Consider the following 11,203-nt stretch of genomic DNA (forward strand, 5'->3'; position numbering starts at 1 on the left):
AAAATAAACAGCATGTCAATAAAGCAGGAATCAGAATTAATCGGAATGAAAAAGGCAAGTGAAGCCGTGGCTTTTACTTTGAAAGAAATGAGAAAATTTGCCAAACCCGGAATGACCACAAAAGAATTAGATGACTATGGCGGAAAAATCCTGAATGATTTAGGAGCAAAATCAGCTCCGTATTTAACTTACGGTTTTCCGGGATGGACTTGCATTAGCGTAAATAATGAATTTTGCCACGGTATTCCATCTGATAAAAGAATTCTTGAAGAAGGTGATTTAATCAATATTGATGTTTCGGCAGAATTGGATGGTTTTTGGTCAGATAACGGAGGTTCTTTTGTGATTGGCGAAGATAAAAACGGACATCAGAAACTGGTTGACGCATCAAAAGATATTCTGCAAAAAGCAATTGATAATATAAAAGGCGGCGTAAAGATTTCTGAAATTGGATATCTTATCGAAACAGAAGCTAAAAAAAGAGGCTACAAAGTAATAAAAAATTTAGGCGGACACGGCATTGGCAGAAGCTTACACGAACAGCCGGATGAATTACTAAACTATAAAAACCGTTTTGACCAAAGACGTTTTAAGAAAGATTCTGTTGTCGCTATCGAAACTTTTATATCAACATCTTCATCACTGGCAGTAGAACTTAATGACGGCTGGACAATGGTTGGCGACAAAGGCGGTCACATGGCACAACACGAACATACGATTGTGGTTACGAACGGTAAACCAATCATTTTGACTGAAATGAACGGAATCTGGAATTAATTATAAAGAGATAAAAAGAGGCTTTTTCAGGTCTCTTTTTATCTCTTTTTCATATCTGGAATTTTCTCTGTCAAATTTTTCCAATATCGTTTTGGCATATGCTGAAGGTGTAATTTTGTATTTTTTCTGGATTCAATATTGACACTTTTGAAATAATTTCTCCACAGGTTTTGAAAAAATTCTTCATCTTCTTGTTCTATTTCAGCTAAAAATTTTGATGATTTCGATTGCGTATTAAATTGTAATGCTACGGTTGACGTATTTTCAAGATCATAATAAATTCCGTATTTGCGTTTTGCATCATATATTAACCAGCGCTGATCTGCGTAACGATTTTTAAAATGACTTTCTATAAGTGGTAAAACATCACATTCCGGCTCCACTATAGCATAATACAATTGATCTTTTGCCAGTTTAAAACGCACAAAAGCTTTCATTCTGTGACTTTCTTTTACTGCAAAACGCGAAGCTTTTTTAACGCCCAAAACCTGATCATTGCTTAAATCTTCCTCAATATTATTTGAACTGGAGAAAACATATTTAGCAAACAGAAATAAAATTTCGTCGATTCCGTTTACTTCGGATAAAAAGGCACAGTAAACATTCTGAAATCCTTCTTTAGAAAGGCGTTGTTTCAAACCGTTCATAATTCGATTGGCTTTATCAATATTTGTTGCAACTTCATGCGTCTCTGCAAAAAATAAAGCAGCCGAAGAATCGTTTTTAGCAAAAACTATATCTTCCAGTTTATATTCGTAAATTTCAAATACCGCTGTGAGCCAGCCTTCGTATGTTCCATCGTAAATTACTTGTGTCATTTTGATTAGAATAAAGCAAGTTGGTTTGAGAAATCATTTTGGTATTTACTTTTTTGCGTATTTAAGATATAATCCTTGATTTGATTAGAAGTTAAATCTTTTTGTAATTGAAATGGCGTTGCAAATGCCAGAAAATATTTGGCGCGCGAATAGGCAATTCCAAGTTTTTGCAAATCCTGCGGCACTAGTTTTTTAAATTTTCTTGCTGCTACAATTTTTTGCGCTCCCAGAAAACCAATTCCAGGAATGCGTTTTACAAGTTCTAAATCCGCGGTATTAATATCTACCGGAAATTGATGCAGGTTTCTCAAAGCCCATCCTAATTTTGGATCTACATCAAGGTCAAGATTTGGCTGATCAAATCCCACGATTTCATTTACATTAAATCCGTACAAACGAATTAACCAATCAGCCTGATACAAGCGATTTTCGCGTATCATGGGAACCGGTGTTCCAATTGCCGGAAGCCTGTTGTCATAACTTATTGGCACATATCCGGAATAATAAACACGACGCATGTTCATTTTTTCATAAAAATAATTGGCCATACCTAAAATTTCAAGATCATTTTCTTTGGTTGCGCCAATAACCATTTGCGTGCTTTGTCCAGCAGGAGCAAAAACCGGCGCTTTGTAGTTTAATTTTTTTTCTTCTTTATGTCCGGCAATTTCATTTTTAAGATATTCCATTGGTTTAATCACATCAATATGATTTTTCTCCGGCGCAAGCAATTTCAGGCTTTGCTCTGTTGGCATTTCGACATTTACACTTAATCGGTCTGCATACATTCCGGCTTGCTGAAGCAATTCGTCACTCGCCCCCGGAATCGCTTTTAAGTGGATGTAACCATTAAAATTTTCCTCTAATCGCAATTTCTTGGCAATTCTGACCAAACGTTCCATCGTATAATCCGGATTATCAAAAATACCCGAACTCAAAAATAAACCTTCGATATAATTTCTTCTGTAAAAACCAATTGTGAGATCAACGACTTCCTGTACCGTAAAAGCGGCGCGTTTTACATCATTGCTTTTTCGGCTTACGCAATAAGCGCAGTCAAAAATGCAGTGATTGGTCAGTAAAATTTTCAGTAAAGCAACACAACGTCCGTCTTCGGTATACGAATGACAAATGCCGGATCCGGAAGAATCTCCTAATCCCTTATTTTTGTTTTTTCTGTTACTTTGACCAGACGAACAGGAAACATCATATTTTGCAGCATCAGCTAAAATCGCCAACTTCTCCATCACTCTTTCATGTACCATTTTGAGCTTCTTTTGTGGTTAAGAAATTAAATTTGTTAACCTCAAAACTACTCTTTTAAGACAGAAAGATTATGAAATCGATTGTTCTAAATTGTATCAAATTTTACTGCTGTAGATTTTATGATGAATTTTATGATGTAGTAAACAACTTTAAATCAATTCTCTGGAACTTTTAATTTTGAATTTCCAAATCCGTAATTGATTCCGAATAAAGTAAAAAGAGTATTTTCCTGTCCAAAATTCTTTCCATATGTTCCCGTAAAATAGAGATTGTCATTGATTTTATATTCCATCAATCCTACGCTTCTGTCACTATTTAAATTACTGTTATTTCCAGAATATTCTCTTTTTAAATATTCATACGAAATAGAAAAATCTTTTATGGTATATTGTATTCTTCCGCCATAATCGAAAGCATTCGATCTGTTAAAAACATCGGTTGTATTGACTTCTAAAACATTGTCGCTGATATAACGAAGAGATCCTATTATTGAAAAATTTCCATTTAAAAGATTATCATCAATTTTGATATTATTGATATTATAAGCTCCGTTTAACCAAACTCCACTTCTATTAAAGCGCTTATTATCAGATTTATTATCCGGTAAAGCCTCAGAATACGCAAAAGCTCCGTCTAATTGAAAAACAGGCAATTCTGCAAAAGTTTTATAATAACTCTGAATTTCTTTATCTCCATCTAAAGCTTTTTCCAATTCGTTTGGCTGGGCTTCACTTATCGAAACAATTCTGAGACCTATAACATTCTGCTTCGCGATTTCTGCATTATATTTTTGTTGTGCTTCTTTCTTTTCATCACCCGCTGCATCTTCTAAAATAATACTTAAACGCTCCGATTCGCCAATGCTGTTCGCCAATTGGTTGTTTAATGAATCTAATTCCTCTTTATGCGTTCTTAATTCTCTAACTTTTTTAGAATATTTAGAAAATGCTTTACTAATATTGTCAGCTTGTGTTTTAGTTCTAATCGTAATTAAATTAGTCCTAACTCCAAAAGCAATATAATTGGTATTTTTAAGCAGACTTCCTGCTGTAGAATCATTAAAAGTTGAAGCCAGAGAAACACTCATTTTTCTAAAAATCCCACTAAAAAAATTTGAACTTTTATCTTTCGGAATATTAAGGTATTTATGAATACTGCTTGTCGAATCAGATTTAAAAGTCCAGAAAGGCGAAAATTCCATAGCAAAGTTTTTGGGAATTGCCGTACCATTGCTGGTTAAACTCATTAATGAAACCGCAAAAGCTTTTGGATTTGTTGGTCGTTCTATGGATGAAGGTGCAGCATCAATAATTTGAAAACCGGGAGAGTTAGGCGTTTTTAAATCCTTTAACTCCATTGTTTCCTGCGCTTTTACACTTGAAATTAACAGGAAGCTGATGATTATGATTCGGATTATCTTTTTCATGACTTAACTCTTTTTAGGAAAATATATTTTTTTGTAATAATGATTCTGCCTGAATCACTTTTGTATTTTATATCTTCTGTCTCAAGTTTAAAACTCTTCGCTTCTTTTCCGCCACTTAAAATATATTCTATACTTAAGTTTTTAAAAGTATCTTCCCAAAAATCCTTTTCGATGAGTTTTAAATCCATATCGGCTTCAATTACCAATAAACCATTTGCCAATTCATTCGCAATTCCAAGAGGAGATTTACTAATAAAATGTTCGCCATTTTTTGATTCTCCCTTTAGATATTTTTTATCATTTAAAAATAAGTCTACATCTGCCGTCACCAATGCTCCATCTGCAGTAAGAATATTTACTGCTATATTTATTTCATTAGTATTATCTTCAATTTGATACTTTACTACATTCATGATTTCCTGGTTTTAGATCTTATCTTTTTTATATTTCGGTTTTTGGCTTCGTTTTTTTTAATCATTTGATTTTCAATTTTAATCTACATAATAATAGGACATCGGAACCATCAAACATTATTAAAAGACAGTCAAATATATAAATTTTAACATTTAAAAAACAAAACAAAAAGTACTATTTTGATTACATTCTGTTCGAAAATAAATGTCATTTTACAAAAGCTAAGCAGAATGTGCCCTAACAACTTTTCTTACAAGTTGAGATAAAATTATTTTCTGTAAAAAACACGTATTTACACTTAGCATTTTACCTACCTGAATATCTTGCTTTGAATAGAAATATGAAATCAGACTTCAGAATATTTTATTTCACGGAGATATTTCTGTTTAAAAAATTGTTTCTTTATATATCCAATCTAAAAAATGCGTTAAAATCCTCGTCGTGTAACAGTTTTTAGACAATAAAAAATATATTTGTCTAAAACGGAAACAAACTGCGTCTTTCATCACTGACTACAAACTGAAGTGTATTAATATGGAACATGATAAATTTATTTTCTGTCTTGAAGGCGTTCCTGATGTAGATGCGCAAATCGAGACTCAAGTAGTTAGAAATTTGGAAGAAATAGCCATTGATCAGGGAATTGCAAGTATCTATAAAACTTGTGATACCATTGAAGGCCTTGAAGAAAGTTTAAATGTATTACTTTATGAAGATCATAATTTTAAGGATTATGAGATTATTTATTTGGTAATGCCGGGTGAACCCAACAATATCTGTCTTCATGATTATTATTATAGTCTTGAAGAAATAGCAGAACTTTTTGAAGGAAAAATGAAAGGGAAAGTGATTCATTTTGCCAATAAAAAAATACTGGATTTAAGCGAAGAAGAAGCACAATATTTTCTGGATGTAACCGGCGCAAGAGCGATTTCAGGTTACGGTTCGACTTATAATAAAATTGCAAGCAGCAGTACAATTGATAAAGCTTTTTTTAGTTTGTATCAGGATAATGACGATCTTATTGAAGTTGTTGAGGAATTGTACCAAAAACATCATGCGCTTTGCCAATTGCTCGATTTTAGATTGTACTATTTTAAACAATGAAAATAAAAACTGATGAAAATGTAAAAACATACGGCGCCAAAGGATTCCGTGAGCGGTTTCTTGGTGAAGATAATCCGATACATTTACTTTTTAAATCAAATTCTGATCATTTTTTTTGTTTGAAATTACAGGAAATTATGCGATTGCAACATCCTGTTCCGCCTTCTAAACACAGTTGTCATACTTTAATTTTTATTACTTCGGGAATTCACAAAATGAAAGTGGGTTATGAAGAATACCAAACGGTTTCTAATGAAATTATCATGGTTCCGGCGGGTCAGATTTTTTCACTAAAAGATGTTAACACCAAACATACCGGTTACATTTGCCAATTTCACCCCGATATTTTAATTGGGAAATATGGCAATCGCGAAATGCTGAATGATTTTGATTTTTTGAAAATATCCGGAAATCCTAAAATTAGTCTGGCAGCGGAAGATGTAAAATCCATCACATCAATTTTGAATCGGTTAGAGCAGGAATATACAGAAAATGATATTGCAAATCTGAATATTGTACAGGCGTATTTAATTGCTTTGTTTTATGAAATGAATAAGAATTCTGTTCAAACTTCTAAAAGCATTTCTGCCGCTGAAATTATTACCGGAAAATTTAAAGAACTGATTCATCACAATATTAAAACCCAACATCAGGTTAATTATTATGCCTCAGAACTTAATGTGACGCCCAATCATTTAAACAAATCTGTAAAAACCGTATCTGGTAAATCTGCTGCGAAATGGATTGATGAAACCATTTTGCTGGAGGCGAAATATTTACTGTTTCAAACAACACTTTCTGTTAGTGAAATTGCTATTTCCGTTGGACATGAGGATCATTCTTACTTTAGCCGTTTCTTTAAAAAGCAAGAAGGCATTACTCCTGTTCAATATCGAAAATTGATTGATAAGTCCTAATTATTGATTGCCGAATCCTATTAAACTCATTGTTGATTTATTGAAATTTGCCTTGTAAAAAAAGAGCAAATTATGATTTATGTTTTTAAAACAACTGTTGATTCAAAATCAAAATTAGAATCAGCAACTGCAATACTTCACAAATTATTACCTCATGCATTATGGAATTTTGATCTTGAAGATTGCGATAATATTTTAAGAATCGACAGTGAAACAGAAATATCCGAATCACTTCTTCAAAACGATGTTTTTGATTGTATCGAATTAGAATAAAAAATCACATTTGCCCGCTCTCAACCTCAACTTATTATTATGGAAACTGCCGTTCATCAAAACAAAACTTTTGACACTATTGATTATTCTGATCAAAAATTATCTGATAATGAATTTATAAACTGCGAGTTTATTAATTGTAATTTCTCAAAAAGTGATTTCAGTTATATTGATTTTTTAGATTGCACTTTTAAAAACTGTAATCTTTCCTTGGCGATTCTTAAAAATACAGGTTTAAAAAACATCAAATTTATTGGCTGTAAATTAATGGGCTTGGATTTTAGCGCCAGTAACAGCTTTTTATTTTCGATGAATTTTCAGGATTGTATGGTTGATTATTCAACTTTCATTTATAAAAAATTAAAGAAAACCCAGTTTATCGATTGCTCGCTAAAAGATGTCGATTTCTCGAATACGGATTTGTCTTTGGCTATTTTTAAAAACTGCGATTTATCAAATGCCACTTTCGTAGAATGTATTCTGGAAAAAACAGATTTTCGATCTTCGAGAAATTATGCCTTTGATCCATCTGAAAATAAAATTAAAAGAACTAGAGTTTCACATGCTGCACTTGCAGGATTACTAGAGAAATTTGATTTGGATATTGAGTAGTTTTGGAAGTTTTCAGTCTCAGTTTTCAGTCTCGGTTTTCAGTCTCAGTTTTCAGTTTTTCTTAAACTTAAACAGGCTTTGTCAAAGTTTTAAAACTCTGACAAAGCTAGAAATACAAAAGGGATGCAGTTTTTTAAACTGCATCCCTTTTAAACTAACTCTATAAATATTCTTTATTTAATCCATCGCGGATCTCCAATTGCATTATCTTTTAAGGTTTGATTACCTAGTGTAAAATCACCTGCTGCTGCATTTGCGAATTGCGGGTTGGCCGTAACTCCTGTAGCATCAACTTTATTTAAAGCTATCGTTGTGTCCATAAAACTTGGCGCATTGTAATAATAGTTTTGGCTAAACATTGGTGTTGTTGTGGTACTCTGATTTGAATGAATTGCAGTAGTTTCAACAATCAAAGTATTTCTGACTATCGACGTATTAGAAGCAAAACGAACGTATAATATTCTTTTTGGCGCTACTGTATTCGATACTTTGTATAACGTACATTTGTCAATTAATACATTTGTTGTTAATCCGGTTCCTGAAAAACCGTTAGGAGACGCAACTGCATCGACTCTAACAAAATCACGTCCGGTTGAACAATTATCAAATGTGCTGTTTTTAAGAATAATGTCAGCAACATACGTATTTCTGAAATCAATAAAATCTGCACCGATATTTGTATTTACATTTCTAACGATACTATTGTCTACAACAAATGATTTTACTTTTGTTGCACTTGCATTCGCAGCAATTAAGGCACGTGTATAATCATGAACTTTACAACCGCTTATTAAAATATCATTATAGATACTTGAAGCTCCGGTAACGGTAAGAAGTGCTGAGTTTGTGATTCCTATACCACTTAAATCTAAATCGATCAAACTTATTGCAGAAGCTCCGGCAGCAGCAGTAAACGTTACATTTACTAATGGTTTGTCATATCTTTTCACTCCTCTAATAATAACTGGTTTAGTCAATACTATATCGCCAATATAAGCGCTATAAGTTCCAGGCATTAGATAAAGTTTTGCATTTGGTGCCGCTTGCGTTATGATTGTATTTAAATTATCTGTCGGATTAACTACAGTTCCGGTTGACACATCTACTCCTGTTGTAAATGTTGCTGTACCTCTTATTTTTGCTCCGTTTAGCAATGTAGCAGTATAAGATGTATCACCGCTAAGTCCTGTTACAGTAGCAACTCCGGCAGTTTTTTCGGCTGCTGTTATGGTGTGCGAAATATTTCCCGGAGCAACAGTAATTTGTGTTACATTACTATTAGGTGTCCATCTTAAAGTCGCAGATGTTCCTTCAATATCTGTTTCCAAAACAGGAAAGAAAATTTGTTCGGACAAAGTTGTTGCTGTTATAACAGACCAGCCAGAATCAGCCAATCCGTTTGTACCAACTGCTTTTACTCTGATTGAATATACTGTTTCTCCTTCTAATGCAACTTGTATAGGCAATTGTTGTAATGTAACATTAATTGTTTTGAAAATGGTTTTAAATTCAGGATCATCTGCACTAAATTCTACTACAAAATGATCTGCCACTTCTTGTTGTTTCAGAGTCCAGTTTAATTCAACTGTAGTTTGATTTTTAACTTTTGCCGTAACTCCAAGCGGAGAAAACTCTCTTGTATTTCCTATATTGTCTAATAATCCCTCATTATAGCTGTCGCAGCCTGAAACTGCAAATGCAAATACTAATGTGGCTATTAATCCTTTTAATATATATTTTGTTTTCATCATAATAACTTATTAATTTTTTCTAAGATCTTAATAACCGTAATCATTTTTTAATTGATTATTACTTCCATCAATGAATACTTGCCATATTGGCCAGAATTGTCTGTTATCAGGATTAACGCCTGGTTTGTACAATGAATTTATCTTAGTATCTGCAGCAGTTCCTGTCCATGTCCATGCTAAAGTAGTATAAGCTGCACCGGGATTTGCAGTTTCACCTCTGTTTAATCCGTAGATATCAAGAGTTACATTATCTGTTTGATATTTATAATATAAAACAGCCGGTACATCAGCATATTCACCTGTTCGTGCTGATAAATTTGCCATTTTTACTTTGGCTTCATCTAATTTTGTTTTTAGTAAATTCCAGCGAATAAGCGCTTGTTTACGTTCCATTTCTCCTGTAAACTCATATTTATTTTCTTCAACAATAGCATTAAACATCGCTTCTTTACTACCCAAAGCATTTACATACGCTTCTACTTTAACAGCTTGTTGACCTGCAGGAAATGCTCTTCTTCTAATTTCTTTCAGATACGGCATTGCCGCACCGGGACCTTCTAATTCGTTAGCTGTTTCTGCAGCAATTAAAAGTACCTCAGCATAACGCATGTACATTTTATTAACTCCATCATCATTATCTGAAGTAACTCTGCGTGTCATCCACTCATAACGGTATTTACCAAAATACCAGGTATCTAACGTTCCCAACTCTTGTTTCGCTATTGGATAAGGAGATGCTGCTACAGGAGTACCCCATTTATATGGCACACAAGTAACATTTCTACGTGAATCTGTTTGATCATAATCGTAAAAAACAAATGGTAATGGTCCTGCTACACCTCCTCGATTTGCTCCGTTTTTCTGAAATTGATCCTCTGCTGTATGTTTTACTGCAAACGTAAATAACATACGGCCACGACCATCAGCAAAAGGAAGTTCCCAAAGAGATTCTCCTCCCGGAGTAGTAATTTCCTGATTGTATTTTCTCCACAAACCTTCAAAAGTAGATTCTAAATGAGCAGAACCACTTTGAATCACTTCACGAGATTCTTTTAATGCCAATGCATACATCAGGGCAACTGAAAGTTCCGGGTCTTTACTTCTTCTTACTGCGTCAGGATATTGTTGATAACCACTTGCAGCCAAAGCTAAACGTGCTCTAAATGCTTTTACAAAAGCTTTATTTACATGCTCAACAGTATTTGTATAAGCAGTTTCGTTAGGCCATGCCACCAATGTTGCTGCTTCGCCCATATCTGCAATTAATTGTTTGTAGATAACGTCTCTGCTTGATTTAGGTAAATATAAAGTTTCACTGGTAATCGGTTCAAAACGGGCCGGAACATCTCCCCATGCTTTAAGTAAATCAGCATAGTAAATTGCTCTTAGCGTTAAAGCTTCTCCTAATAATTGCCCCATTTCTGTTCCCGGTTGAGGATTTCCATATTGACGTATACCCTTGATACAAACATTTGCACGTTCAATACCTGAATACATCATCGCGTAAGCATTAGTAGTCGTATTCATCTCTGTGTTACCCGGCTTTGCATCATAAACACATAAATCTGCTTTATCTCCAGCCGTTTGCGAAGCATTATACCATTCTGCATCTGTGTTTAATCCGTAATAAGGTAAAAAACGTCCTCTGTAAGAGTTGGTTTCGGCAAATGGCACTTTAATTCCATCAATAGCTCCCTTTGTAAGTCCGGGTGTAGAGAAGATTAAAGCTGCATCTAATGTTGATTCTGCTGGTGCATCTAAATAATCATCTTCAAATTGTTGGCAAGAACTGAATAAACCAGAAATAATCAATCCTGCTATTATTATTTTATGTTTCATTTT

The 11,203-nt window shown here is 33.7% G+C and carries 11 protein-coding genes; 5 read left to right on the forward strand and 6 right to left on the reverse strand.

Features of this window, described 5'->3' with window-relative positions; genetic code table 11:
* Positions 1-12 precede the first annotated feature (12 nt).
* Positions 13-777 carry a type I methionyl aminopeptidase gene (gene map / locus AC3QL1_RS00875; RefSeq protein ID WP_492494359.1) on the forward strand — a complete coding sequence of 255 codons (765 nt, stop codon included), beginning with the start codon at positions 13-15 and terminating at the stop codon, positions 775-777.
* A 38-nt stretch (positions 778-815) separates the two neighbouring features.
* On the opposite strand, the gene AC3QL1_RS00880 is transcribed toward map, so the two are convergent.
* The 4 genes from AC3QL1_RS00880 to AC3QL1_RS00895 all read right to left on the reverse strand — a co-directional run bounded on the left by AC3QL1_RS00880 (position 816) and on the right by AC3QL1_RS00895 (position 4,700).
* A complete protein-coding gene (locus tag AC3QL1_RS00880) occupies positions 816-1,595 on the reverse strand; it encodes a TIGR03915 family putative DNA repair protein (protein ID WP_492494360.1) in 780 nt (259 codons plus the stop codon).
* Positions 1,596-1,600: 5 nt separating this feature from the next.
* Positions 1,601-2,860: a putative DNA modification/repair radical SAM protein gene (locus AC3QL1_RS00885; protein ID WP_492494361.1), complete on the reverse strand. Its 1,260-nt coding sequence runs from the start codon at positions 2,858-2,860 to the stop codon at positions 1,601-1,603.
* A 155-nt stretch (positions 2,861-3,015) separates the two neighbouring features.
* The gene (locus tag AC3QL1_RS00890) at positions 3,016-4,287 is read right to left on the reverse strand and encodes a hypothetical protein (protein WP_492494362.1); all 1,272 of its coding nucleotides are present in this window, start codon (positions 4,285-4,287) and stop codon (positions 3,016-3,018) included.
* Positions 4,284-4,700: a hypothetical protein gene (locus AC3QL1_RS00895; RefSeq protein ID WP_492494363.1), complete on the reverse strand. Its 417-nt coding sequence runs from the start codon at positions 4,698-4,700 to the stop codon at positions 4,284-4,286. The genes AC3QL1_RS00890 and AC3QL1_RS00895 overlap by 4 nt, the downstream gene beginning before the upstream one ends.
* 535 nt (positions 4,701-5,235) lie before the next feature.
* Here AC3QL1_RS00895 and AC3QL1_RS00900 point away from each other — a divergent pair.
* From AC3QL1_RS00900 to AC3QL1_RS00915, 4 genes are all read left to right on the forward strand, one after another.
* Complete coding sequence (locus AC3QL1_RS00900; RefSeq protein WP_492494364.1) at positions 5,236-5,808, forward strand: DUF6642 family protein; 573 nt, start codon at positions 5,236-5,238, stop codon at positions 5,806-5,808.
* Positions 5,805-6,725: an AraC family transcriptional regulator gene (locus AC3QL1_RS00905; RefSeq protein WP_492494365.1), complete on the forward strand. Its 921-nt coding sequence runs from the start codon at positions 5,805-5,807 to the stop codon at positions 6,723-6,725. The genes AC3QL1_RS00900 and AC3QL1_RS00905 overlap by 4 nt, the downstream gene beginning before the upstream one ends.
* Positions 6,726-6,797: 72 nt before the next feature.
* Positions 6,798-6,998: a hypothetical protein gene (locus tag AC3QL1_RS00910; RefSeq protein ID WP_492494366.1), complete on the forward strand. Its 201-nt coding sequence runs from the start codon at positions 6,798-6,800 to the stop codon at positions 6,996-6,998.
* Positions 6,999-7,037: 39 nt separating this feature from the next.
* Positions 7,038-7,610 carry a pentapeptide repeat-containing protein gene (locus AC3QL1_RS00915; protein ID WP_492494367.1) on the forward strand — a complete coding sequence of 191 codons (573 nt, stop codon included), beginning with the start codon at positions 7,038-7,040 and terminating at the stop codon, positions 7,608-7,610.
* A gap of 173 nt (positions 7,611-7,783) precedes the next feature.
* Here the strand turns inward: AC3QL1_RS00915 and AC3QL1_RS00920 are convergent, their stop codons facing one another.
* Together AC3QL1_RS00920 and AC3QL1_RS00925 are read right to left on the reverse strand one after the other, a co-directional pair.
* Positions 7,784-9,361, reverse strand: coding sequence for a DUF5123 domain-containing protein (locus tag AC3QL1_RS00920; RefSeq protein ID WP_492494368.1), 1,578 nt, complete (start codon positions 9,359-9,361; stop codon positions 7,784-7,786).
* A gap of 27 nt (positions 9,362-9,388) precedes the next feature.
* Positions 9,389-11,200: a RagB/SusD family nutrient uptake outer membrane protein gene (locus AC3QL1_RS00925; protein WP_492494369.1), complete on the reverse strand. Its 1,812-nt coding sequence runs from the start codon at positions 11,198-11,200 to the stop codon at positions 9,389-9,391.
* Between the last annotated feature and the right edge of the window lie 3 nt (positions 11,201-11,203).

This window comes from Flavobacterium sp. GW823-FHT04A11 (assembly GCF_058796535.1).

What these genes read in the sequence shown, in the direction of transcription:
- map (WP_492494359.1), top strand. Translation starts at nt 13, where the DNA reads ATGTCAATAAAGCAGGAATCAGAATTAATCGGAATGAAAAAGGCAAGT.
- AC3QL1_RS00880 (WP_492494360.1), bottom strand. Translation starts at nt 1,595, where the DNA reads ATGACACAAGTAATTTACGATGGAACATACGAAGGCTGGCTCACAGCG.
- AC3QL1_RS00885 (WP_492494361.1), bottom strand. Translation starts at nt 2,860, where the DNA reads ATGGTACATGAAAGAGTGATGGAGAAGTTGGCGATTTTAGCTGATGCT.
- AC3QL1_RS00890 (WP_492494362.1), bottom strand. Translation starts at nt 4,287, where the DNA reads ATGAAAAAGATAATCCGAATCATAATCATCAGCTTCCTGTTAATTTCA.
- AC3QL1_RS00895 (WP_492494363.1), bottom strand. Translation starts at nt 4,700, where the DNA reads ATGAATGTAGTAAAGTATCAAATTGAAGATAATACTAATGAAATAAAT.
- AC3QL1_RS00900 (WP_492494364.1), top strand. Translation starts at nt 5,236, where the DNA reads ATGGAACATGATAAATTTATTTTCTGTCTTGAAGGCGTTCCTGATGTA.
- AC3QL1_RS00905 (WP_492494365.1), top strand. Translation starts at nt 5,805, where the DNA reads ATGAAAATAAAAACTGATGAAAATGTAAAAACATACGGCGCCAAAGGA.
- AC3QL1_RS00910 (WP_492494366.1), top strand. Translation starts at nt 6,798, where the DNA reads ATGATTTATGTTTTTAAAACAACTGTTGATTCAAAATCAAAATTAGAA.
- AC3QL1_RS00915 (WP_492494367.1), top strand. Translation starts at nt 7,038, where the DNA reads ATGGAAACTGCCGTTCATCAAAACAAAACTTTTGACACTATTGATTAT.
- AC3QL1_RS00920 (WP_492494368.1), bottom strand. Translation starts at nt 9,361, where the DNA reads ATGATGAAAACAAAATATATATTAAAAGGATTAATAGCCACATTAGTA.
- AC3QL1_RS00925 (WP_492494369.1), bottom strand. Translation starts at nt 11,200, where the DNA reads ATGAAACATAAAATAATAATAGCAGGATTGATTATTTCTGGTTTATTC.